Source organism: Paraburkholderia silvatlantica, assembly GCF_003096715.1.
GTDB lineage: Bacteria > Pseudomonadota > Gammaproteobacteria > Burkholderiales > Burkholderiaceae > Paraburkholderia > Paraburkholderia silvatlantica.
The window spans coordinates 18,485-40,920 of record NZ_QEOL01000039.1 but is presented as its reverse complement, the minus strand read 5'-3'; the positions used below and the strand labels follow the sequence as shown (position 1 = coordinate 40,920).

20 protein-coding genes and 1 tRNA gene are annotated in these 22,436 nt (G+C 59.2%); 8 read left to right on the top strand and 13 right to left on the bottom strand.

Features of this window, described 5'->3' with window-relative positions:
* Positions 1–23: 23 nt before the first annotated feature.
* Positions 24–1,679 carry a DUF927 domain-containing protein gene (locus C7411_RS34605; RefSeq protein WP_165822958.1) on the top strand — a complete coding sequence of 552 codons (1,656 nt, stop codon included), beginning with the start codon at positions 24–26 and terminating at the stop codon, positions 1,677–1,679.
* A gap of 145 nt (positions 1,680–1,824) precedes the next feature.
* Here the strand turns inward: C7411_RS34605 and C7411_RS34600 are convergent, their stop codons facing one another.
* Entirely contained in the window at positions 1,825–2,442 is a 618-nt protein-coding gene (locus C7411_RS34600; RefSeq protein ID WP_110388635.1) for a hypothetical protein, read from the bottom strand.
* Between the two features lie 206 nt (positions 2,443–2,648).
* On the opposite strand from C7411_RS34600, the gene C7411_RS34595 reads away from it, so the two are divergent.
* Positions 2,649–2,900 carry a helix-turn-helix domain-containing protein gene (locus tag C7411_RS34595; protein ID WP_110388634.1) on the top strand — a complete coding sequence of 84 codons (252 nt, stop codon included), beginning with the start codon at positions 2,649–2,651 and terminating at the stop codon, positions 2,898–2,900.
* A 33-nt stretch (positions 2,901–2,933) separates the two neighbouring features.
* Here C7411_RS34595 and C7411_RS34590 read toward each other — a convergent pair whose 3' ends face one another.
* The 7 genes from C7411_RS34590 to C7411_RS34560 form a co-directional block, all read right to left on the bottom strand.
* Positions 2,934–3,467, bottom strand: a complete 534-nt coding sequence (locus tag C7411_RS34590) for a hypothetical protein (protein WP_110388633.1) — start codon at positions 3,465–3,467, stop codon at positions 2,934–2,936.
* Positions 3,468–3,601: 134 nt separating this feature from the next.
* Positions 3,602–3,892 carry a hypothetical protein gene (locus C7411_RS34585; protein WP_110388632.1) on the bottom strand — a complete coding sequence of 97 codons (291 nt, stop codon included), beginning with the start codon at positions 3,890–3,892 and terminating at the stop codon, positions 3,602–3,604.
* A 725-nt stretch (positions 3,893–4,617) separates the two neighbouring features.
* Positions 4,618–5,256: a hypothetical protein gene (locus C7411_RS34580; protein ID WP_110388631.1), complete on the bottom strand. Its 639-nt coding sequence runs from the start codon at positions 5,254–5,256 to the stop codon at positions 4,618–4,620.
* Between the two features lie 122 nt (positions 5,257–5,378).
* Positions 5,379–7,259, bottom strand: coding sequence for an ATP-dependent nuclease (locus C7411_RS34575; protein ID WP_110388630.1), 1,881 nt, complete (start codon positions 7,257–7,259; stop codon positions 5,379–5,381).
* 147 nt (positions 7,260–7,406) lie between these two features.
* The gene (locus C7411_RS34570) at positions 7,407–11,651 is read right to left on the bottom strand and encodes an AAA domain-containing protein (protein WP_110388629.1); all 4,245 of its coding nucleotides are present in this window, start codon (positions 11,649–11,651) and stop codon (positions 7,407–7,409) included.
* 10 nt (positions 11,652–11,661) lie between these two features.
* Complete coding sequence (locus C7411_RS34565; protein ID WP_110388628.1) at positions 11,662–12,786, bottom strand: DNA methyltransferase; 1,125 nt, start codon at positions 12,784–12,786, stop codon at positions 11,662–11,664.
* Positions 12,787–13,169: 383 nt separating this feature from the next.
* Positions 13,170–13,745, bottom strand: coding sequence for a recombinase family protein (locus tag C7411_RS34560; RefSeq protein WP_110388627.1), 576 nt, complete (start codon positions 13,743–13,745; stop codon positions 13,170–13,172).
* 265 nt (positions 13,746–14,010) lie between these two features.
* On the opposite strand from C7411_RS34560, the gene C7411_RS34555 reads away from it, so the two are divergent.
* Complete coding sequence (locus C7411_RS34555) at positions 14,011–14,433, top strand: hypothetical protein (RefSeq protein WP_133253752.1); 423 nt, start codon at positions 14,011–14,013, stop codon at positions 14,431–14,433.
* A gap of 71 nt (positions 14,434–14,504) precedes the next feature.
* Here C7411_RS34555 and C7411_RS34550 read toward each other — a convergent pair.
* Positions 14,505–14,595 (bottom strand) — tRNA-Ser (locus C7411_RS34550).
* Positions 14,596–14,815: 220 nt separating this feature from the next.
* On the opposite strand from C7411_RS34550, the gene C7411_RS34545 reads away from it, so the two are divergent.
* Complete coding sequence (locus tag C7411_RS34545) at positions 14,816–16,021, top strand: porin (RefSeq protein ID WP_110388625.1); 1,206 nt, start codon at positions 14,816–14,818, stop codon at positions 16,019–16,021.
* A gap of 141 nt (positions 16,022–16,162) precedes the next feature.
* Here C7411_RS34545 and C7411_RS34540 read toward each other — a convergent pair whose 3' ends face one another.
* Positions 16,163–16,579 carry an HIT family protein gene (locus C7411_RS34540; protein ID WP_110388624.1) on the bottom strand — a complete coding sequence of 139 codons (417 nt, stop codon included), beginning with the start codon at positions 16,577–16,579 and terminating at the stop codon, positions 16,163–16,165.
* Between the two features lie 237 nt (positions 16,580–16,816).
* Here C7411_RS34540 and cfa point away from each other — a divergent pair, with 237 nt between their 5' ends.
* Positions 16,817–17,980 carry a cyclopropane fatty acyl phospholipid synthase gene (gene cfa / locus C7411_RS34535; protein ID WP_181431411.1) on the top strand — a complete coding sequence of 388 codons (1,164 nt, stop codon included), beginning with the start codon at positions 16,817–16,819 and terminating at the stop codon, positions 17,978–17,980.
* Between the two features lie 67 nt (positions 17,981–18,047).
* Here cfa and crcB read toward each other — a convergent pair whose 3' ends face one another.
* The 3 genes from crcB to C7411_RS38505 all read right to left on the bottom strand — a co-directional run bounded on the left by crcB (position 18,048) and on the right by C7411_RS38505 (position 19,586).
* The gene (gene crcB, locus C7411_RS34530; RefSeq protein WP_110388622.1) at positions 18,048–18,428 is read right to left on the bottom strand and encodes a fluoride efflux transporter CrcB; all 381 of its coding nucleotides are present in this window, start codon (positions 18,426–18,428) and stop codon (positions 18,048–18,050) included.
* Between the two features lie 190 nt (positions 18,429–18,618).
* Positions 18,619–19,365, bottom strand: a complete 747-nt coding sequence (locus tag C7411_RS34525; RefSeq protein ID WP_110388621.1) for an SDR family oxidoreductase — start codon at positions 19,363–19,365, stop codon at positions 18,619–18,621.
* Between the two features lie 86 nt (positions 19,366–19,451).
* Entirely contained in the window at positions 19,452–19,586 is a 135-nt protein-coding gene (locus C7411_RS38505; RefSeq protein WP_243413444.1) for a copper amine oxidase, read from the bottom strand.
* Positions 19,587–19,722: 136 nt separating this feature from the next.
* On the opposite strand from C7411_RS38505, the gene C7411_RS34515 reads away from it, so the two are divergent.
* From C7411_RS34515 to C7411_RS34505, 3 genes are read left to right on the top strand one after another with little or no spacing between them, the layout of a single operon-like run.
* The gene (locus C7411_RS34515; RefSeq protein ID WP_110388620.1) at positions 19,723–20,466 is read left to right on the top strand and encodes a (Fe-S)-binding protein; all 744 of its coding nucleotides are present in this window, start codon (positions 19,723–19,725) and stop codon (positions 20,464–20,466) included.
* Complete coding sequence (locus C7411_RS34510; protein WP_110388619.1) at positions 20,463–21,857, top strand: lactate utilization protein B; 1,395 nt, start codon at positions 20,463–20,465, stop codon at positions 21,855–21,857. Before C7411_RS34515 ends, C7411_RS34510 begins: the two co-directional genes overlap by 4 nt.
* Positions 21,844–22,431 carry a LutC/YkgG family protein gene (locus tag C7411_RS34505; protein WP_110388618.1) on the top strand — a complete coding sequence of 196 codons (588 nt, stop codon included), beginning with the start codon at positions 21,844–21,846 and terminating at the stop codon, positions 22,429–22,431. Before C7411_RS34510 ends, C7411_RS34505 begins: the two co-directional genes overlap by 14 nt.
* The last annotated feature ends 5 nt before the right edge of the window (positions 22,432–22,436 follow it).

The following is a 22,436-nucleotide window of genomic DNA, read 5'->3' as shown; positions in this document are numbered from 1 at the left end:
GGCGATAAATGGAAATAAACAACATGAACCATGCTGAAGCTGAAAGCACGGTAGTCAATGCCGTCGTCGATGACGAGTGGAAGCTGCCGTGCCCGGAAATGAAGTACGTCGCGAAAGTCGCCAATGCCGACGGCGGCCATCCCGCGTACCTGATGAAAATCAAGGGCGCTGATGGCGTCTGGAAAGAGATAGAGATTCCGGTCACCTTGACGCTGAACGCGTCGCGGCTCGCACGCCATCTGATCGAGCGCGGCGTCGAACTGTATTCGAACGATGCGTCGAAGCGTGTCGCAGATTTCCTGCGCACCTGCAACGGCGGTAATAGGCTCCTGCGCGCAGAGCGTGACGGCTGGATCGATTGCGGTCAAAGCCCGAGCTACGTTTTCGGCAACGAGCGCTTTTCCGATCGCGTCGAGCGCGTGATCCGGGCTCAGCCAAAGACGCGTGCATCGGCGGGCACGCTTGCGGACTGGGTTGGCTTCACGGCCCTGTGCCGCGGCAATCCGCTCATGATCGTTCCGCTCTGTTTTGCCTTCGCGTCGGGCCTTCTGAAGCTGTTCGGCCAGAGCGGCATTTGCGTGAATCTGGTCGGTGCGTCCAGCACGGGCAAATCAACCATCCTTCGATTGCTGCAGGCCTTGACCGGTTCGCCCGACTGTCTTGCCAACTGGGAAGCGACCGCGAACGGACTGGAAGCGTACGTGGCGCAACACAAGGATCTGCCGGTCGTCATTGACGAACTCGGTCAGTCGGATGTCGCGTCTTTCGGGCAGTCTGTGTATCGCATGACGAACGGCAGCGGCAGGCTGCGTGCCAAGACAGATGGCAGTCTCGCGGACCAGGCGCAACTGTCGACAGTGATTATCTCGGCGGGCGAGGAAAGTCCTGCCGATCGCATTCGCCGTAGTGGGGAGCAGGCACTGGCAGGCCAGATCGCACGCTTTATTACACTGCCGGTGAACGGCAACTACGGCGCGTTTGATGAGTTGCACGGCGAGAGCAACGGTGCAGCGTTCTCGGCACTTGTTCGTTCGAAACTGCGCGAAGTGCATGGGATCGCATGGCGTGCGTTTATTCAGCACGTCGCTGCCAATATGGCGGCAGTTCGTCGTACGCACGAGGTGCGGTTTCGCGATCTTCAAAACGCAATCAGCGAGGGCCGCAAGTTCGATGCTTCAGACGGTGTTCAGCAGCGCGTGCTTGAGCACTTCGCTTTTGCGGCCTATTCGGCATTCGTCGCCATTGACGCTGGTGTACTCGGTATCACGCAAGGGGAAGTCGCCGCCGCCATGTGCGGAAGCTTTGCCGACTGGTTGAAGCAGTATCGGGCGGATGCGCGGACGCCAGACGACGAAATTGCAGAGGCGGTGCGCGACCTCGTGGTGAAGTACCGTCATCGCTTACCGCTGTACTCGGCGTTTTGCGATGCTGATCACGACACGCAGATCGGTTTTACTCACACTCACGACGGCGTCGGGATGGTGTTGCTGCTCCCGCAGGCCATGCGCAAAATCAACGAGGAGTATGGGAAGAAGGCGGTAAAAAACGCGCTGGTCCGAAAGGGACTGCTGATTCTCGGGCTGGAAGGTCGGCCGACAAGCCAGTTCGTCGTGCCAGGACACACGAGCCTAAAGCCGAGCACCTATGCGCTGCGCAAGGACGCGATCTTCGCTGAGTAGCAGTGACGGCGAGCGCGTGTCAGCGTCGACCCACACGCGCTCGCCTGATCTACGAATCTACAAATCTACGCGCAAACTGCAGTGACGCACGGGACCGTCTGGGCGATCTGGCACACGTTGCCACCTCACATCGCGCATCCGGTGCTTACCACTTCGGTCGGACACACGGCGTCCCGCGCCGGTAGCAAGCGTCGTAGTAGTCGGTGATCGCCTTGCCCCTCGCAGGGTCGATTACATTGTCCTCGAACACATCTTGAACCATGGATGCTATATAGGGCTGCGCAGTTAAGGGCATCGCTCCGACGAACATCATTTCCTGCGACTCCGTCAAACCTTGATTGCGACAGCGAATGAATCGCTCGGCGATGGGTAGCTTTTGGTCGAGCAGGGTTCGACATGCCGCAGCCGACTTCTTGGCGTCATTGAATTGCTGTTGTGCTTGCTGCTGGTCGCTATGTTGCGACGCCTTGTACTTCGCAATGTCTTTTGCATCCTGATCAGCAACCATCTGCTGCGCCTGCTGCCTTCCGGCCGACGCTCTCTGTTCCATCTGCGCACGGTAGGCCGCGTTATCGCTCTGTTCCTGCTGTTGCTCTTGCTGCTGCACAGTATCTTGCCCGGACTGCTGAGGCTGACCCGTCGCGGGTTGGGTGACCGTATTCTGGACCGAATGGATCACGCCGAGTAGTTGGTTCAACTGGGCGTGAGCAACGACGGGTGCAACGGCCACCAGAACGACGGCAGAAATCTTCGAAAAATTCATGGTCTATGGTTTCCTTGATTCTGTTTATTAGGGTTCGAGGTGTAGTCTCATTGGGCGTGTGCGTAATGGGGAGGCAATTCCGCCATGCCCGGCGACCTGCTTGAGGGAATCCGCGGTGGGGTAGCTGCCACTAGAACACGAAGAGTCCCTTGATATGTGATGCAAAGTCCGTAGATCGAAATGCATCATATCGTAAAGATCGGGGCATGTCCGCACCGCTCCGAGGCCCCGATCCAAAATCCAGACTCGTCTCACTTCGTGACGTGCTGGCCTACAACGTCCGCGCTAGCCGGGTCAAGAAATCGCTATCTCAGGAAGAGCTTGGTTTTGCGGCTGGACTGGATCGTACGTTCATCAGCCAGGTAGAGCGAGCACGCGTCAACGTATCGGTCGATAACATCGAGCGTCTGGCGATTGCCCTTGATGTCGAGCCCGCCCGGTTGTTTGAGCGGCCGTGAACTTGGACTGCGACGGTCCGGCCTCAAGCCAAACTACGGCGGTTTCCTTGGCTCGCCAGCCTCAATTGAGATCGCACCATTAAGCACGACCGATAGTGTTTCGTTGGCCGTTGTATATCTCGCATATCGGCGCAGTTCGGCAGATTCCCAACTCGCGTAGTCGAGCTGAGCGTTGCAGGTCCCCATTGCCGTCGGCGGCCCTTCCGCTGGATCGAGAAGCAGCAACGTGCTCGGCTTGAATCGATGGTTGCGCTCGATGCCAGAAGTGCCGATTGCGAGCACTGCATGGTTGTGCAGCGTCCCAACCTCGCGCCAGCTACAGATCACAAGCCGCTTCCGTGTCAGTTCGCACTCAACAAATGCGACCGTATCTCGATGTGAACCGCGTTCGAGCAACTTGGTGTGCAACTTGCAATCCAGATCGGCAATGAATGTCGCCAGTTCGGAAAACATCATGCCCTGCAGGAAGACCTCGGTTGTCTTGCGCCACAGCATCGCTTCGATGCGTCGCCGTCGTGTCGCGATACTCGTCGGATCTTCGATAACTCCAGCGATCTGCAACACCATTAGTAAGCAATGGATCACGCACGCCGAATCTAGTCGACTTTATTGGCTATGGACAGCGATCTTTGAGTGGGCAGCGCCGAGATGCAGCCCGGGGCGCACGAGCGGGTGAAACCGCTGTATGACATAACTCACGTTCAATATTCGCTCGGGAGGAGTGCGGTTGTCGCGGCCCGGTCGGCTTCCGTGATGAGCCAGATGCGCTCGTTGTTTGGTCCGATGCTGTAGGCGCTAAGTATTCGCATTCCATCTGTGACGGATCGGGCGTTTGCCTCGCAGTCATCGGCGTCAAGTTCGCCCCAGTCGCCGCACTGGTGCCGCATGAACAACTGCGCGGGCTGTATTCCAGCGCGTTGCATCAGGTCGAGTGCTCCCGGCGTTGCGTAGGTGCTGCCGAGCGCGAAGAGTATGCTGTGTTTGTCAACCATAACTAAGGTATCCTAATTTATTAAGGCGAGCGTTATCCTCGGACGGCTGTCCGGTGTCAGGCTCAAAGAGGATCGAAGAACTGAAACGCGAGGCTGTTGCGAGTGCGTGTCAGGGAAGCGAAGGTGCTACAGACCGGATCGTGCGAACACGTCATTGGACCTTGAACAGGTTGAGGAGAAAATCACCTCGACACACGAAGATTGAGTCAGAAATCGACAATTTGCTCAAAAAATAAGCAAATACAATGCGGTGCGCCCCCGATCTTGGGATAAATGTAACACGATTTGCTCGGAATCAATAAAAGGGTGGCATCAAATCAGTGATTCGGTCGGCTACGACGGGGCGTGTCTTGTCCTTGAAGTGAAAAACCCTCGTCCGAGCCGGATATAGCGCCGCCAGCGGCCGGCTTACATTCTCTTAAGGGGTGCGGTTGGGCGTGTATCGGCGGCGTCTCTGTGCCCCAACTCCATCGATCTGAAAGAAATGTAATGTTCGTCGCGCCACTCGAATCAGCTCCCCGAGGGGCACAATCCACTGAAAATACCCAAATTTGCTCAAATTTTAAGCAAATTAGGTGTTTCAGGTTCTCAGAACTCCGAAGTTCGTCTCTCGGTCATCGAAAACCGATCTGATGCCTCTCGGAGTCCTCACTACCGGCCGGGCGAGCTTGGCGAGGGGGCATCGGCAGCATGCCAAGCATTACGCTGCGCCATTTTGTTATGTCTCAGCGGGGCCCAAGTGCCATGTCATAGACCCTGCCATTTGCGAGCGTCTCGAAACCACGCGGCTTCGCCGCTGCAAATGCTACGCCGGTAGCGCGGTGAAACGCCTGGATATCGTGAGATGCGACACGTAAGGCACTGTGCCACTCCAATGCGTTACGGATTTTCCCAAGTCCCAACGCGGTTCTAACCTCCGTGTCAAAGGCCGGTCCAACCCTGCCATCGGTGACAAGCATCACCGCCTTCGAAATTCCTACCGATCCCGCAATACCTCCGCGCGCTCGTCCCTGATAGGAGAGTTGCTCAAACACGCTCCAAAGACTATCCAGTGCGGAGATGTTCGACGGATTTCCGAGTGCGGACGGATCGGCAAGATCGAACGTGGACAACACTGCAACATGGGGCGCAGCGCGTGCAAGAAGATCATCGAGGTACGGTGCGTCATGCACTGCCGCTGCCGCATCTCGCCGCATCGTATTTGGGCGGCACGCCTGCCACTTTCTGAGGATTTTCCCGAGGCGTGCCGGACGTGCTTGCGCAGCGGTGGCCAGCCAGGCATCCCAGTCGGCAATGTATGAGGGACTAAAAGTTGCAACTCTCTGCTGAAATACAGCAACAGTGTCTAGAGCAATTCCGGGCATGCGTATCTCCTTCAGCGGACACGACAGTTATGACACGGCATATGGTGACCGCTCCGAGCTGCCCTTGCAGTATTGTTCCGCGGCTCTTCGAGATTGAGGGGAGCATCTACTGCCGAAACAGACTACTTACCCTCCGCCTTGGCCAAGATTTGCATAAGCATCTCTGGCACCGCTCCCTCGGCCTTAAGTGTTGCCGCTCGGTACGCGAGTTGATTCTTCGCGAGACTGATACCTGCAGCAGCCTCGACGTTGTTGCAGGACGTTATCCATTCGGTCCAGTTTTTCGACAAGAACGCTTCAAGGTGATCCTCGAAGATCGCTACGTCGTCGGCAACGAGGGCAGATGGAAAGTCCTCTTCACCTCGACCGAAGTACTTCAATGCCATGCGATTAGCTGCTACATGAGCTTTCCGCTCCGCATCGATCTTGTCTTGTGTCTTCCCATTGGCCTTCGCACGCTCCTCAAACCCACTATCCGCATCGAAGAGCGCATAGGCCGGGATACCGATCGACGTCAGGATCGCGTGTGCAAGTGGGATGGATGTCTTGCCTCCTACGGGGACGATGGACACACCAGCGGCCTCAAGCGAGCCAAGAGAGCTCTTATCGCCAATACCGTAGAACACCGATGACTCTGTCGTGCCTTCCACGAGGAAAGCGCGATGCGCGAAGAGCGCGACAGCAAGCTGATTCGCCACTATGCCGTCGAGTTGGCGGTCAACTGTATCGGCATTCAATATCCCGTTCAGCTTTGTCTTTACGTCGGCAACCGTAGCGAGGTGAACGGTGACCACAGGAGTCTCATCAGACGATCTCGTCAGCCGCCTGACCTGGTCGAAATGTCTTGCCTCAAGAAAGTAAGGGCTATGAGTCGCATATGTTACTTGGATGCGCTTATTGGAGTCCTCGGCGAGTGCCCGAAGCACCTTCCCGAACGTCTGGGCCTGAATCGGGTGTTGATAGAGTTCCGGTTCCTCAATCGCTAGGCAGATGACCCCCTCAGCCGACGCAGCGCCTGATTGCGCTAAGAGTTGGAGCGCAGAGATCAGAAGCGTGCGCTGAAAGCCATGTCCCTGTCGTTCCACAGCGGTCTCGGTAGTGCCATCGAGAACTGCCACCGCGAATGTGGTCCGAGGAGCTTTAATTTCCACCTCTACCGGGGAAACCGTGACAGCTCGACCAGGCGAGTAAGAGGTGACGACCTCGTTGAGCTGCGTCGTCATGGCGTCGAGCTGTGCTTTGAACTTCTCCTCATAGACATTCTGCTGCTTTGCGCGCGACTCCTCTACGATCTTCGCGATCTCCTCATCGGCAGCGGTACGATCGACTGAACGCTCAAGGATTCGACCGATGATGCTTGACTTCCCGTCAATCGACTCCTCGCTCGCCCGGAGATCGGCAGTGACCAAGACGAAGTCGAAAAGTCCACTCATCTTTCCACCGCTGTTGAAGCCGAAGAAGTTGGTCTGCAGGGGTTCCGGTGCTTCGACGAGTTGGTCGGTGTGACCAGCTTCCCAAGTCGTCATAGCTTGGTTGGCGGCGTCGGCATTGCTCCAGGCCGGGAGACCAAGCGACGCATCAGAGTTCCGCAGATCATTGTAAGCAGCTTTCTTGTCGGCGGCCGTTCCTTTACTGCGGATGGTGTTGAATGGCGCGTAGCTCTTTGAGTTCGCAGATAGGGTTTCAGTCCCGTCTGGGCCTCGGCGCTTCCATGCGGTGAACGTCGTGACCCCTGCCGGAGCGTACTTGCCAAGCTCGTTCCGATCCTTTTCGGTGAGATCGGCGAATGTGACTTGAACCTCGATCTCTTCGTCAGCTGCCCCGAAGGAGCAGTCTTTCTCTGTCAGCGAACCTGGTTTGCCGTTAAAGTACCAGTCGAGCGCACGAAGTACAGTTGACTTACCTGCGCCGTTCGGCCCGATGAATGTCGTAACGGAATCGAAGGGAATCGTCACGTCTTTCAACGTGCGGAAGTTCTTGATGCGAGCGGATTTGATCTTCATTGCAGGTCGAGTCCTTAAGCATTTCGCCAGAGAGTGCGTCGCGAAAACTAACTCGCTGCCCGAGAGAGCAGCCTCTCTCGGGTTCGTTCGCTACGCTCGCCCTCGAAGCAGACGCGGCGTGATGTTTCGTGGATTGTCTAGCTTGCCTTAGCTATGCCAGCGCACTTGTGCCCAGCGGGATTCGCTGGGGCCCACGACCATCGTATCGACACGACGGTTGCAGAATTCGTCGACGTAGTCTTTTAGCGCGTGCGCAGTCTCAAGTGCTCGTTTGTCTTCAGGAATGTGCGAGGCCAAGGCGTCTGGCATAACCACGATGCATTTGGCCATCGCGCGCGAAACAGCAACATTGGTCCGTTCCAACTGCATAAGAAACGCCTCCTCCCCGCCAATCACGTCGACGTCCGCCACCCCAAAGGTTACGATAATCGTATGGCGCTCCCCTCCTTGGAATCGTTCGACAGTGTCTACCGCGTCGGCGATCTGGTCACTCTCGCTAGGATAGAGAAATTCGAGTTCTCGGATAACCAGTGCTCGTTGAGCACGGTGCGGTGTCACAATGCCAATGCAATTGGACCAGAACTCTTGCGGCGTAGGTGCTCGATGAGCAGGGATACCCGACGCGCGGCCGTCCAACTCCGCGCTGATCGACTGTCTTAACATCCACACCATGCCGGCAACCACTTTTGCCTCGAACGCGTTTCCCTGAGACGACAATTCGTCCTCGTGCAGGAGCGTTGCGACTACCGCCTCCGGTCTCAGCAATTCGTTGAAGGCCGTGCACCAGGGCAGATGAGCGGGATAAGCAGCTTGGGCCGGAAGCGGCTGCAAGTAATGTAGGCGTGTAGCGCCATACTCCGACGTCAGGGAGGCCGGGTAGCCGATGCGTCGCGCAAAGGCAACGATATCCTCTGCCGATCTGTAATTGCGTTCGAGCACGCAAGGCAACACCGGTGCACTGAACGTTCGCTTGGTTAAATACGTCTGGATGCTGCCGACGAGGTAGGCGGCGTCGGCGGGCGCTTCAATTGAAGCAATTGGCGGCATTTGCAGATGATCGCCCGCAATAATCAGACGCGAGTCGTCTTGCAGCCCTGAAAGTGCAGACAAGGAATGCGGCACAGAGACCTGCGAGCTTTCATCTATGACAACGACGTCAAACACCGGATGCAACGAACTGCCCGCCATGTACTTTGCAAATTGCCGACCTTGACGGACTTGGCAGCCGACAATGGTGACTCCCGTGCCCCCGGAAAGTGAGCGCAAGCAGTTCTGCATATTTGGTTCTGATCGGTCGAATACCATAGTCTGATAGCTGACGTGTCCCGCCAATCCAGTGGGTACCGTGCCGATAGCTCGACCTTGTGAGTAGCCCATATAAAAGGCTGCTGCTGACGCCGGATCGCTGCTTGCGGCCCTTGCCGAGCGCAGCATCACTTCCTCTACCGCTTTGTAGGTTGGACCAGTTACGAGTATCCGCAGTGGCTGCCCCACGCTGGTAGCGTGGACTGCCATCGCATGAAGCATGGCCGCGAGTGTCTTGGTTTTTCCTGTGCCAGGAGGCCCCCAGATGAGCGTGAGCCCTCGTTCAAGGGAATGAGCGACTGCGCGTTCTTGGGAGTCGTTCAAGCCGTCCAGTCTGCGCACATAGCCCGCCAGCGATAGCGAGGTCGCTGGCGCGGTAATGACCTTCTGCTCGAGTGCAGCCGGATTCCACAGCACGCGCGCTGCCGGGGTCTCGAGCGAACTTCCACCTCGTCGAGCGGACGGTGAAATCCCCATTGCAACCGCTGCATTGTTGTCCGGCACTGCAATCCGAGGAGTTCCTATCCCCTCCAAAATTGGGGCGCTGTGCTCTGCCCAGTTAAAAAGTTTGGGCTTCTTGCCTTCCACAAGAAAAACATCGTCCAACAACGGGACCGATGCATTGGCAATCAGGTAGGGTACGAACAACGGTTCATTTTTTACACGCAGTTGAACCCGCGCGCGCCGGTGCACTCGGTCGAAACTTAGCAGCCGTGCCTCTAACACCGACCACAACGGCCGAGCCAGCAGATCGGTGTTACCGCCATACCCGGGGCTCCCCGGCCGCAGCAATCGCGCAGCGTGCTGCAGAGGCATGCCCGGATGGCCGAGTTTGCCGATCGTGAGCATCGAATCCTCTTTGAACTTTGCCTCTGCCGAGTTTGCACTAACGTCGAAGTCGTAGATGTCGTTTCCCGCGTGCGCGCCATTCTTGAGGACTACAGACTCGTAGCTGGCCTCAAGTCGTTCCCCATCCATCGACAGGCGAATGTGCGCTTCAAGTTGAGACGCATTGAACTCTAACTGGTCCCACCACAACCAAAGTTTTCCGTCAAAAGCAACGTTCGACGCACCGCGAGGAATCGACGTCGGAACACGTGTTGCTTTCGCACGAAACTGTCCTCGGTAGTCTTGGCGCAACTTCTCGCAGACTGCCTCTAAAGCGCGCGACTGGCGTGCGAGAGCGTCTGAATACTGTGAGATCACAGTGTTTCGAGGCACCAGATTGCCATTGCCTCGCTTGATTTGTGTGCTATTCGACCAAATCTCGTAGATGCGTTCGCGAGGAATGCCATTGCTAAGATACTCGCGATAGTACGAGTCATGTACGGCTGGCGACGCCCCTAAACGATAGTGTTCAACGGTGTCAAAAAGAGTAATGACGTGTCGAGTCGGCGCAAACACCATTCGGCGAACAATTTCCTCCACCGCGACCACAGTAGCAGCCTCTAACGAATCAGGCCTTGCAATCATTTCGTCCGGCGGGAAGACCCAGACCAGCGCCTTAGCTTTGCGTGTTGTCAGTGCCATTACGCGTGGCAGATGGCGTCCCATCGCGTTGCACAGCTCCTGAAACTGTCTCAGCTCCCAGAAATGAATTTGGGCAGTTACTGAACCCGTGACCATGTTTTCCGCGACGTCGACGCAATTGGCTATTTGCGTAAGAAATGCCTCTAGGGCGACCCATTCTGCGTCCAGCGTCTTTTGATCGACCACGAAAGGAACCGCCTGAAAGCGGCGTGGAGCTTGGCCTGCCGTAAAGCTCGTAGCCGTTCCCGATAGCGCCAGACCAGTTAGCAAGCCGGAACTAGAATCGAAGTTGATACTGGCGTATAGCAGTAAATTGGCGCTAGGCACTAGCGAGGCGATGACTGCGCTTGCATCCGTGGACAGCGCACCTGTCATGATGGCCGTTGAACGTGCTGGAAGTGTCTTGGCTTCTCGCTTGAGAATCGTGTGCTGCTGAAGTGCCGGGTGTCCGACCGCACCAGCGAGTGCGGTCATATCGGGTACGGTATTTAGGCGCAGTACCTTCTTCGCTCCACGCGTGACACCGGGAACGAGGCAGAGGTGACCGGTCGCGGCAGCCAAAGGCATGCAGTAGTGGGTCGGATTGGCATCAACAATATCTGCTTGGTTCTTTCCCATGTGGCGCTTGTCGCCCAGCCAGTCACAGCTACCACAGGAATTAGCTACGTGCCAATCAAGATTCTGCCAGCCACCGGGGGCGGTTCTAGCAGTTCTCACGACTCGAACAACGTCGTCGAAGAATCCGCGTATCGCCGCTAGATAGTAGCGCAGTTGCGCATCCTCCGAATCCGAAACCAAAGCGCCGAGCAACTGTGCAATGGTCGCGCCACCGGCCTGCTCGAGTTGATCGAGTCTGCTGTCACCTTGCTTATAGCGGGTCCAGAGGTATGCATTTGCGCTAACAAAGTAGCGACGCGCAAGTTCTGGATGCATTGCCAGCCAGTTGGACAGCATTAGCGCGTACATGGCAATCTCTGAGCAGTAACTCGGATTTGCCTCGGCGGTGTGTTTGATGTCGAAGATGCTTAGAGCGAGCCGTGTCTCCGTCGAGTGATCGATGGCGTTGCGCGTGCCGTCCGGACACACCTCTGTCTCGCCGTCGATCGCTGAACGCACGAACACGATGTCCGGGATGAAGTCGGCCAACACTGGCACGACGGCCGCATCAGTTGGCGAAAGCCCTACATTGGATAGGACCGTTGCCTGGTGGGCGGCAACGGAAAAGCGACCTTGCAAAATCAAGGTCGGCGAGCTTGTGAGTCGTGTGAGTTCCGCTTGTAGATCGACATCACGGTAAGTACCGCCGGACTTCGAGAGCCGCACCACATTGCCGAACAGCCGGACCAGCGCGTCGTTGCGGTCTATTTCGAATTCTTTACCTTGAACGGCCAGTACGCCGATTCCTGGTCGCTTGATGGGTTGCGGCATTCCGGCCGCCGCCATCGTTGTTTTGTCATGAAGTGATAAGAACAATTCTTTGTCGCACCTGGTGCGCAGGAACATCGACAGCGTGCTCTTTGATACTTTCAGCGAGATAGCGGCAGGCCCAGTTGCCATGGAAATTCCCCTACATCCTTTTTATATGAAAGTCATACTCGATTGCGGCCGACGAAGCGGTCGACATGTGGTCTGCCTGACGCTTTCCGGACGACGCAGTGTCTGCGGGACGAACCGACACCTCCCTCCACGCCACACGTGATTCTTCCAATGAGGCCCGTAGTAGCGCCTTCGCATCTACCTTCGCAGATGGGATGATTCCAAAACGGATATGCATGTCCAGATCATCTGCATTAGTCCGCGCCATGTTCTTCCAGACGCGGCCCAGCGATTTCGCGAACGCTGCTGTACCAGCGTGTTCCAACTGGAACTCGTTGCCATATTCCACTTGGTCGCTTCCGCCTAAGAACCAGTTACGCAGCCACTGATCTTCGACATATGTGCGCATTCCGTAATATGGCGGCGACGTTACGACGACCGAAAAGTCCCTGTTTGCCATCGGCACCGACTTGGCTAGTCGTGAATCTCCATGTCGTGCGTTTGCGATGCCACCTATGTGAGGAAGTTGATCGTTGAAAAGGCGTTCTACTTTGCGCCGAAGGACAGCTAGCACGTCAACTTCAGGCGGGCGAAGCCCATGATCGCGCCAATACCGCACCGAATAGTCCGGTTTGGCGGAAAAGGTGCGCGGCATCTGATTGGAAAAATAAGAAAGGCGGTCGTGGTTTTTATTCAAAGGACCGTGTAAGCAGCCGAGCATGGCTGCGCGGAGGACTGCGGTGGCATCGCTATCACGCCTCACCATCAACAACTGCTCGCGAATGGCACACACTTGCTGAAGCACGGTCGGCGCGAACGCGTACTGAAAGAACTCCGAGTTTGGCACCGCGACCGGGCGATGCTGCTCTATGTAGGACGCAGCTAATTCAAGTACCGCCTTGGTGTCAACTGCCGCTAGCTTGGAGCGCGCGATTGCGATGGCGACCGGTGACGAGTCGATACCTCGGGAGACCAAACCGAGCTTGCGAGCAGCGAATAAGGTGGTGCCGCGGCCACAGAATGGGTCCATAACCACTGGAGTGTTCCGGCTGTGGTTTTTCAATACCCGGAGAGGGTATTCGAGTGGAAACATTGTGAAATATGGGCAAATCGCATTTAGCGCGTTCTCGCGGTCGTATGCCATCGGTCGCGTCATGATCTCACCACGCGTATTTTGCTTTTCTCGTGGCTAGCGATCGCGGCGACCCGCCCACTCAGGTCGGCACAGTTCGTCGCACCGCGCAACGTCCCAGTTTTGGTGCGTGAGACTCCCGCAACCGCCCCTAGTACAGCCCCTCTTGTTCCCCGCTCGTTGCGCCGCCCTAACGCGGTCATAATGCTGGTCCTTTCCTTGTATATGCATCCGCGAGACCAGCTATTCATAACGCATAACCGCCAAAATAGCTCGACCGCTGTCAGCATGGATTTTGAGGCATGTCTGCGAAATCGACAATGCGGCTCAATGTGATCACTGGGTTCCGGTTTTCGAATCGAACGTCAATTTGAGTCGATCTGATGAGGCAGAGCATGCTGACATGCCTAGTCGATGTGCGCAGCTTTCAGAACTGTCGGGTGCGAGACGGCATATTCCTTTGCCAGACCGCGCGCTGTTGCTCCCTTCGCTAGCTTTTCCCGAATTTCCGCCTTTTGCACCGCACTTAGCGCGTCTTTGCGTCCGAGCTTCTTCCCGCCTGCTTTAGCTCGAGCGAGTCCAGCGTGTGTACGCTCGATTAGCAGGTCTCGCTCGAACTGTGACACTGCCGCCAGCACGGTCATGTGGAGCTTTCCCGACGCACTGGTTAGATCGACTCCCTTGAGCGCCAGACAGTGCACGCAGATGCCGAGACCTGCTAATCGCTCGATGGTCGTGAGCACGTCGGTTGTATTGCGACCCAGCCGGTCCAACTTGGTGACGACAAGCTTGTCCCCCTCATCCAGTCGATCCAATAGCTTCGAAAATCCGGGACGTTCTGCAGCGGGAACGCTGCCCGAGACGGTTTCCTCGATCGTATGGCGTGGCAGGACTGCAAATCCAGCGCTGCGTGCTTCCAGCAATTGGTTCTCGGTAGTTTGCTCCGCCGTTGAGACTCGGGCATACAGGAACGTGCGGGCCATCGGCAACCCCGGTAATTAAACGTGGTAGCCAGGATGCCAGGAAATCAATGTGTTTACAAGGACTTTTTTACCATTGCAAACACCGAACGGCTGGTGGTAAGAAATCGGACGGTTGATTACCGCTCGGAAACTTCCCTCATCAGTCACGCCGGGGCTTGGCTGGCCGAAGCTCCAGTTATCGAACGGGAGGATCGTAGCGGGGCGGGGAGCAAATGCCACGGCCCAACCAGATCAAGGGTGGAAATCTCCCGCTCGTGTACAATGAATGAATCGTCAATTCATTCACGATCCTTCCATCATGCCTAAAATAACCTTAGTCCCAGAATCTACCGAAGTTGCGCGAGACGAGGCCAAGTCTGCCGCGCCACTCTCAGCGTCTACTGCTGCCCGATATCGACAGGCTAAAGAGAGTTTCGAAACGGCCAAGGAGCAGGCCATCCGTGACTTAGCAACCAACCCGAATCTCAAGCCTCAGGAGATGATGGATGCGATGGTTAATATCCAATCCATGCATCAAAAAGTTGCGGAATTTACGAGTGAGATCGCACAACTAGCTAACGCCGACATCACCCCTAATGACGCTCCGACCATGCGCAAGATGCGTGCGGAAGGAACGACAGATGCGAAGATTGCCGAGTGGTTTGACACCAATCAGACTAAAGTCAATCGGATGATTAACGGCGTTTGATAGTTGAATTGTGAGTCGGAAAACAAAAAACCCCGTAAATCATTGATTTTACGGGGTTTTCCACCATCTTCTGGCGGAGAGAGGGGGATTCGAACCCCCGATAGGCTGTTAACCTATACACGCTTTCCAGGCGTGCGACTTAAACCGCTCATCCATCTCTCCGGCGGGACGCGAATTATAGCAGAGTCCGCGCGCGGTAGGAAAGCGCTCAAGCAGAACCCGGCACGATCTGCGCTTTGCAAAGTCCGCCGCACCCCCTAAGCAACGCAGAAATCGTTCGTTCCCCGTTTGCCGGGCATTCCGTAACGTTGCCGCACCGGCCTTGCAGCCGTCTCGCAAGGACCGCGCAGCGACAACCACCACCCGCAACGGAACGCCCCGCATGAACAACAAAAACGCCTCTCTCACACGCGGCCCGCTAACTGCCGCACTCGCGCTCGCCTTCGCCACATCGGGCGCCACGATCGCCACAAACGCTCACGCGCAAAGCAGCGTCACGCTGTACGGCATCGTCGACGCGGGCATCGCCTACGTGCACAACGCCCAGAGTGCAAACGGCCAGAACCAGTCCACGCTCGTCAAGCTCAGCAGCGGCAATCTCTCGGGCAGCCGCTGGGGGCTGCGCGGCATCGAGGATCTCGGCAACGGTCTGGCCGCCATCTTCCAGCTCGAAAACGGCTTCAGCGTGGGCACCGGCGCGCTCGGGCAGGGCAGCCGCGAATTCGGGCGCAAGGCCATCGTCGGTCTCGCCAGCACGACGTGGGGCACGCTCACGCTCGGCCGTCAGTACGATCCGCTAGTCGATCTCGTGCAGCCGCTCACCGCAGACGGTCCGTTCGGCGGCGTGTTCGGCACGCCGGGCGACCTCGATAACTACGACAACAGCCTGCGCGTGAGCAACTCGGTCAAGTACGCGAGCCCGCTCATCGCGGGGCTGCAGTTCGAAGCGTTGTACGGCTTTGGCGGCGTAGCCGGCGCCACCGGCAGCGGACAGACATACAGCTTCGGCGCCGCATACTCGAACGGGCCGCTCTCGCTCGCGGCCGGCTATTTCTTCGCCAACGGCGGCAGCACGCTCACGTCCGGCGTGCGCACCTGGACGAGTACTTCGGACAGCCTCTTCAACACCGTCATCAATCAGGGTTTCGCGAGCGCGAGTTCCATCCAGATCGTGCGCGCGGGCGGCAGCTATTCGGTGGGCGCATTGAGCTTCGGGCTGGCTTACTCGAACACGCAATACGCAAACGACGCGTACTCGACCTTCCACCAAACCGCGAAATTCAATAGCGGCTCGGCGTTCCTGAACTATCAGATCACGCCGGCGCTGCGCGTGGGCGCGGGCTACAACTACACGTCGCTCACCGGCCCTTCGTCGGCCCACTACAACCAGGTGAACCTCGGCAGCGGCTACTCGCTCTCCAAACGCACTGATCTCTACGCGCTCGCCGGCTACCAGAAGGCGAGCGGCCACTCGCTCGACGCGAAGGGTTCGAGTGTCGTTGCGCAGGCATCGATCGGCGACTTCGGCGTGAGTTCGGGCGCCGACAATCAGGCGCTCGTCGTGGTGGGGATCCGTCACAAGTTCTGACGCCGGCGAGGCCGCATGCGGCGAGCGCCGACAGACCTCGCCGTCATTCAGTGGCGCTCGGCGCGCGTCCCGCTCGAGGAATTCGTGCAATTCGACGGCATTTAAAATTTAAGAATAGCCAACGTCTTTCATACATAGTGCTTACATCTCGGCGCGAATGCGCGCGGCCAGCGCTTCGAGCTGCGCCATGTCGGCCATTTCACGCGCATGCGGGCGCAGTTGTTCGCCCGCGCGACGCGGAATCAGATGAAAGTGCACGTGCGGCACGGTCTGTCCGGCGGCGGCACCGTTGAACTGCGCGATCAACAGGCCTTCGGGCGCAAGCGCCTTGCGCATGGCGACTGCCATCTTCTGCACCGTCGCCATCGCGGCGGCGCCGGCTTCCAGCGAAAGGTCATAGATGAACTCGGCGCCCTCCTTGGGCAGCACGAGCAGGTGGCCTTCGGCTTGCGGCATGACGTCCATGATTGCGAGCGTCGCGCCGTCCTCGTACACCTTGATGCAGGGTGCTTCGCCGCGCAGGATGCGCGCGAAGATGTTCTTGTCGTCGTAGGCCACGGTCAGTCTCTCCAGTTCGGGCGCGCCGTTTTGCTCGCGCCAAGGCGGTGGGTGTCGTCGTCGAGTTTGCGATTATGGCCCGCCCCGTATGGCCTGTGCGTGTTCCTGCACGTTTTTTGAAGTAGGTGCATCATAGAGTCTCTCGCGGCGCGCGCGACGACGAATGTCTTGATAGCAACCTCTTGAATGGCATCGGAGCAAGGTACCAAGGACCCGCTCCAGCCGCATGGAGCACGTATGGCAACGACTGATCTCGAAGCAGTTCAACCCGTTCGTGAGGCCACCGTTTCGGGGGCCTGGCGGTTTGCAGCCCAGTTATTGGCGCGTGCTGACGTGAAGTTCAACGGCACCCGGCCGTGGGACATACGCATCCACGATCCGCAGGTGCCCGAGCGCGTGCTGGCGCTAGGCAATCTCGGCCTCGGCGAGGCCTACATGGACGGCCAGTGGGACTGCGAGCAGCTCGACGAATTCTTCGCACATGTGTTGCGCGCGCATCTGGATGACCAGATCGATCCCTCCCGTCTCGTCTTCTACGCGCTCAAGGCGCGCCTCATGAATCGCCAGACCGTGCGCCGGGCATGGAAGGTGGGCCAGCAGCACTACGATATCGGCAACGAGTTCTACGAGGCGATGCTCGACAAGAACATGGCCTATACCTGCGGCTACTGGTCGGGCGGCGCGAAGACGCTCGACGAGGCGCAGGACGCCAAGCTCGATCTCATCTGCCGCAAGCTGGGCCTGAAGCCCGGCATGCGCCTGCTCGACATCGGGTGCGGGTGGGGCAGCCTCATGAAGTTCGCGGCCGAGCACTATGGCGTGTCGTGCGTGGGTGTGACGATCTCGAAGGAGCAGGCCGCGCTCGGCGCCGAACGCTGCAAGGATCTGCCCATCGAATTCCGCCTGCAGGACTACCGGTTGCTCGACGAGAAGTTCGACCGCATTGCGAGCGTGGGCATGTTCGAGCACGTGGGCCCGAAGAACTATCGCACCTATATGGAAGTCGCGCATCGCTGTCTTGCCGACGATGGTCTGTTCGTATTGCACACCATTGGCAAGAACCGCCGCGACACCACGCCCGATCCGTGGATCGACAAATACATTTTCCCGAACGGCGAGCTGCCGACCATCGGCCAGATCGCCGACGCTTCGGGCGGCCTGTTCGTGGCCGAAGACCTGCATAACTTCGGCGCCGACTACGACCGCACGCTCATGGCGTGGCACGCGAATTTCGAGGCCGCGTGGCCGCGTTTCAAGGCGCAGATGGGCGAGCGGTTCTACCGCATGTGGCGTTACTACCTGCTTTCGTGTGCCGGAGCGTTCCGTGCGCGCGACATCCAGCTCTGGCAGTGGGTGTTTTCGAAGAACGGGTTGCTGGGCGGTTATCAGCGTCCTGCCTGATCTGCGCGTCGCTTCACCCATGCGGCCGCGTTTCGCGAATGGCGAACGCGGCCGTTTTCGTTGCAGATCAGCGTATCAGTGCGGAGACCGTTGCGATGCCAAGAATCGTCATGACGACCGAGGCGCACACGTGAATGGCGATTTCGCCCGCGGCCCAGCCGAATCGCCCGTGCTGCAGATGCGAAACGACTTCGGCCGAGAAGGTCGAGAATGTGGAGAGGCCGCCCATGAGCCCGGTAATGACGAACAGGCGCCACTCGGCGGAGAGCTGGGGCATGCGCCCGAAGTAGGCGAGCGCAACGCCGATCACATAACCGGCGATGATGTTCGACGCGAGCGTGCCGAGCGGCAGCTCAGGGTAGAGGGCATTCAGGCGTAGCCCGAGAACCCAGCGCAGCAGCGAGCCGAGCGCGCCGCCAATGCCGACGGCGAGGATGGACAGATACATGGTCTGGAGTGGTTGAGGGCGCAATATGAGCCGGCGTGAACCGGCGCGCCATGCCGCCGGTTCTGTCTTTCTACCGATTTCGAGCACGGAGTGTAGCACCGGCCGGGACCGGCGGTTTCACGCCACGGCTGCTTGCCTTCAGACCACGTCCTGCCCGGAGTCCAGTCGCGAACCCGCGCCGGGCGGCGTGTCAGACGATCCCGCCGTTCGCGCGCAGCACCTGGCCGTTGACCCAGCCGCCGTCCGGGCCCGCGAGGAACGACACGACACTCGCAATGTCGTCGGGTTGCCCGAGGCGCTGCAGCGGCGGCATGTTCGCGAAATGCTGGATCTGCTCCTCGGTCTTGCCGCTGAGGAACAACTCTGTCGCCACCGGCCCCGGCGCAACCGCGTTCACGCAGATGGAGCGTCCGCGCAGCTCGCGTGCGAACACGCGCGTGATCGTCTCCACGGCAGCCTTGCTCGCGGCATAGAGCGCGTAGCCGGGCAGATTCATCGCGAGCACGGAGGTCGAGAGGTTGATCACGCGCCCGCCATCCGCGAGCTTCGTCGCCGCTTCGCGCAGCGTGTTGAGCGTGCCGCGCACGTTGGTGTCGAAGGTTTCGTCGTAGATCGCGTCGGTCGAATCAGCAACCGTGACGGTCTTCATGATGCCCGCGTTGTTCACGAGCAGAGTGGGCTGGCCCAGCGTTGCGGCGGTGGTTTCGAAGAGGCGGCGCACGTCGTCGGCCTTCGCGATGTTCGCTTGCACGGCGATGGCGCGCCCGCCGCCCGCCGCGATCTTCGCAACAAGCGCCTCGGCTTCTGCGCTGCGCGAAGCGTAGTTGACGACGACGGCGTAACCGTCGCGCGCGAGGCGTTCGGCAATGGTGGCGCCGATGCCGCGCGAGGCGCCCGTGACGATGGCGACGCCGCGCGAGTTCGTGGATGCGTTCATGATCGGAATCCCTTTCGTGAGTGGTGAGAACGGGCTCGATCATGGACGAAACCGCGGCGGCGATCATTGCGCGCCGCCGGGTTTCATCATTCCATTTCGATTAACAATGAGAAGTACCAGTAAAAGCCGTAGTCGTCATTGCTCAGGGTGGCGAAGAACGAGATCACGAGGCGGCGCGAACGGCGCATTTCGAACACGCTGATGCAGCGTTCCTGGTGCATTCGCCACAACTTTTAGGCGCAAGGCCGCGGCGCAGCATGATGCGCCGCGGCAACCCGCGGCGCGTACACGCTTCGCGCGACGCCCCCGCCGTTCGGCAGTAGAATGTTCGGGTCCGCTTTTCGTGTGAGCCCGCGCATGAAAGTTGCCTTGTTCGTCCCGTGTTTCATCGATGCGTTCTACCCCGAGGTGGCAATCGCTACACTGGAACTGCTGGAGCGTTTCGGCTGCGAGGTCGACTATCCGCTCGAACAAACCTGCTGCGGCCAGCCCATGGCCAACAGCGGCGCGCAGGCCGAGGCAGCCGGCGCGGAGCGAGTGTTTGCGCGCGCCTTCGCGGGCTACGACTATATCGTCGGGCCTTCGGCGAGCTGCGTGAATCACGTGCGTGACCACTTCACCGCAATCGAGCAGACCGAGGCCGTCCGCAAGGTGCGCGAGAGCACCTATGAACTTGTCGAGTTCCTGCATGACGTCCTGGGCGCGCGCGAATTCCCCTGGGCCGAATTTCCCTGGCGCGTGGGTTTGCACAATAGCTGCAGTGCGCTGCGCCATTTGAAGGAAGCTTCGGTTTCGGAAATCGCGGGTCCGGCATTCTCGAAGCCGCTCGCGCTGCTCGAACACGTGAAGGGCATCGAGTTCGTGCAGCCGGCGCGCCCGGACGAATGCTGCGGTTTTGGCGGCACGTTCGCCGTGACCGAAGAGGCGGTGTCGGTGCGTATGGGGCAGGACAAGGTGGTCGACCACGTGAGCGCCGGCGCGCAATACATCGTGTCTGCCGACATGTCCTGCCTCATGCACCAGCAGGGCTGCGCCGAGCGCATGAGCGCGGACATCCGCTTCATCCATATTGCCCAGGTGCTCAACGGAGCGCGCGAATGAAGCGAGTCGAACATGCGAAGCTCGCCGGCACGTTTCTCTCGCGGCCGGAACACGTAGCCTTCCACGACAAGCGTCTGTGGGACTTGCGCTCGAAGCGCGACGCGCAAGCGCACGCCATTCCCGAGTGGGAAATGCTGCGCACGCTCGCTTCGCAAATCAAGGCGCATACGCTTTCGCATCTCGCCGATTACCTCGACCATTTCACGCGCACCGCGCAAGCCAATGGCGTGCAGGTCCATTTCGCGGACACGGCCGAGGAGCACAACGAAATCGTGTATCGCATCCTGAGCGAGCGCGGCATGACGGCGCTCGTGAAGAGCAAGTCGATGCTCACCGACGAGTGCGAAATGCGCCCGTACCTCGAGTCGCGCGGCATTTCGGTGATGGAGACCGATCTCGGCGAGCGCATCCAGCAGCTCGACAAGCAACCGCCCAGCCATATCGTCGTGCCCGCCGTGCACAAGCTGCGCGACGACGTGGCCGAAGTGTTCGGCCGCACGATCGGCACGGACCCCCACAACAACGACATTCACTATCTCGCGGAAAGCCAGCGCATGAATACGCGGCCGTGGTTCGTGCGCGAGAAAACGGCGGGCATGACCGGCTGCAATTTCGCGGTGGCCGAAACTGGCACGGTGGTCGTGTGCACCAACGAGGGCAACGCGGACCTGTCCGCCAACGTGCCGCCCCTGCACATCGTCTCGATGGGCATCGAGAAGCTGATACCTCGCCTTTCCGATCTCGGCGTATTCGTGCGCATGCTCTCGCGCAGCGCGCTTGGCTCGCCGATCACGCAATACACCTCGCATTTCCGCGCGCCGCGGCCCGGGGCGGAAATGCATTTCGTGCTCGTCGACAACGGCCGGTCCGAGCGGCTCGCCATGCCCGAGTTCTGGTATTCGCTCAAATGCATTCGCTGCGGCGCGTGCATGAATACCTGTCCCGTGTACCGGCGCAGCGGCGGTCTCTCGTACGGCAGCACCTATGCGGGGCCGATCGGCGCGATCATCAATCCGACCTTCGACCTCAAACGCTTCAGCGCGCTGCCGTTCGCTTCCACGCTCAACGGCAGCTGCACGAACGTGTGCCCTGTGAAGATCAATATTCACGAGCAGATCTACCAGTGGCGGCAGGTCATCGCGGCACAGCACGAAGTGCCGTTCGTGAAGCAGGAGGTGCTGAAGATGGCGGGCCGGTTGCTCGGCAGTCCGACGCTTTACCGCGGCACGGTGAAATCGCTCGAGGGCGCGCTGCGGCGCTTGCCCAATTTCATGCTCTACAACCCGCTCAATATCTGGGGCAAGCAGCGCGATCTGCCGCACGTGCCGCAAACCACGTTTCATGCCTGGTACCGGAAAAACCGCAGGGGAGCAGGCGATGGCGGATCGTGAGGCGTTTCTCGCGCGCGTGCGCGCCGCGCAACCCGCGCACGAACCGTTGCCCGAGGTGCCGCTGTTCGAAGCGCCCGCGGGCGATCTGCGCGAGCGCTTTGGCGCTGCGCTCAAGCTGATGGGCGGCAGCGAGACGCAGGTGCAAAGCGCGGCCGATGTGCGCGCGATGATCTTGCGCCGGTTTGGCGGCGAGGCGCGTATCGCATCGGCCACGCCGGAGGTGCAGGGCACGCGCGAGATCGGTGCCGCCACGAAGCCGGCTTCGCTCGAAGACGTCGACGTGGGCGTGGTGCGCGCGCGCTTCGGCGTGGCGGAAACGGGATCGCTATGGCTGAGCGAGCGCGAGTACGTGGTGAACGCACTCGGTTATATCGTGCAGCATCTCGTGGTGCTGCTCGATCCCGCACAGCTGGTGGCGGGGCTGCAGGACGCGTACCGGCGCGACGATTTTCGCAACGCGCGCTACGCGGCGCTCGTCACAGGGCCGTCCGCGACGGCCGATATCGAAGGTGTGCTGATCCAGGGAGCACAAGGGGTGAGGTCGTTGACGGTGGTGTGGCTGCCGGCGCCGTGACGGTT

Bases quoted from the DNA above. Each gene is read 5' to 3' on its own strand.
- C7411_RS34585 (WP_110388632.1), bottom strand. From the start codon at position 3,892: ATGGTTGACAAACACAGCATACTCTTCGCGCTCGGCAGCACCTACGCA.
- C7411_RS34570 (WP_110388629.1), bottom strand. From the start codon at position 11,651: ATGGCAACTGGGCCTGCCGCTATCTCGCTGAAAGTATCAAAGAGCACG.
- C7411_RS34525 (WP_110388621.1), bottom strand. From the start codon at position 19,365: ATGAACGCATCCACGAACTCGCGCGGCGTCGCCATCGTCACGGGCGCC.
- crcB (WP_110388622.1), bottom strand. From the start codon at position 18,428: ATGTATCTGTCCATCCTCGCCGTCGGCATTGGCGGCGCGCTCGGCTCG.
- C7411_RS38505 (WP_243413444.1), bottom strand. From the start codon at position 19,586: ATGCACCAGGAACGCTGCATCAGCGTGTTCGAAATGCGCCGTTCGCGC.
- C7411_RS34600 (WP_110388635.1), bottom strand. From the start codon at position 2,442: ATGAATTTTTCGAAGATTTCTGCCGTCGTTCTGGTGGCCGTTGCACCC.
- C7411_RS34510 (WP_110388619.1), top strand. From the start codon at position 20,463: ATGAAGCGAGTCGAACATGCGAAGCTCGCCGGCACGTTTCTCTCGCGG.
- cfa (WP_181431411.1), top strand. From the start codon at position 16,817: ATGGCAACGACTGATCTCGAAGCAGTTCAACCCGTTCGTGAGGCCACC.
- C7411_RS34560 (WP_110388627.1), bottom strand. From the start codon at position 13,745: ATGGCCCGCACGTTCCTGTATGCCCGAGTCTCAACGGCGGAGCAAACT.
- C7411_RS34590 (WP_110388633.1), bottom strand. From the start codon at position 3,467: ATGGTGTTGCAGATCGCTGGAGTTATCGAAGATCCGACGAGTATCGCG.
- C7411_RS34605 (WP_165822958.1), top strand. From the start codon at position 24: ATGAACCATGCTGAAGCTGAAAGCACGGTAGTCAATGCCGTCGTCGAT.
- C7411_RS34565 (WP_110388628.1), bottom strand. From the start codon at position 12,786: ATGACGCGACCGATGGCATACGACCGCGAGAACGCGCTAAATGCGATT.
- C7411_RS34555 (WP_133253752.1), top strand. From the start codon at position 14,011: ATGAATCGTCAATTCATTCACGATCCTTCCATCATGCCTAAAATAACC.
- C7411_RS34575 (WP_110388630.1), bottom strand. From the start codon at position 7,259: ATGAAGATCAAATCCGCTCGCATCAAGAACTTCCGCACGTTGAAAGAC.
- C7411_RS34595 (WP_110388634.1), top strand. From the start codon at position 2,649: ATGTCCGCACCGCTCCGAGGCCCCGATCCAAAATCCAGACTCGTCTCA.
- C7411_RS34515 (WP_110388620.1), top strand. From the start codon at position 19,723: ATGAAAGTTGCCTTGTTCGTCCCGTGTTTCATCGATGCGTTCTACCCC.
- C7411_RS34505 (WP_110388618.1), top strand. From the start codon at position 21,844: ATGGCGGATCGTGAGGCGTTTCTCGCGCGCGTGCGCGCCGCGCAACCC.
- C7411_RS34545 (WP_110388625.1), top strand. From the start codon at position 14,816: ATGAACAACAAAAACGCCTCTCTCACACGCGGCCCGCTAACTGCCGCA.
- C7411_RS34580 (WP_110388631.1), bottom strand. From the start codon at position 5,256: ATGCCCGGAATTGCTCTAGACACTGTTGCTGTATTTCAGCAGAGAGTT.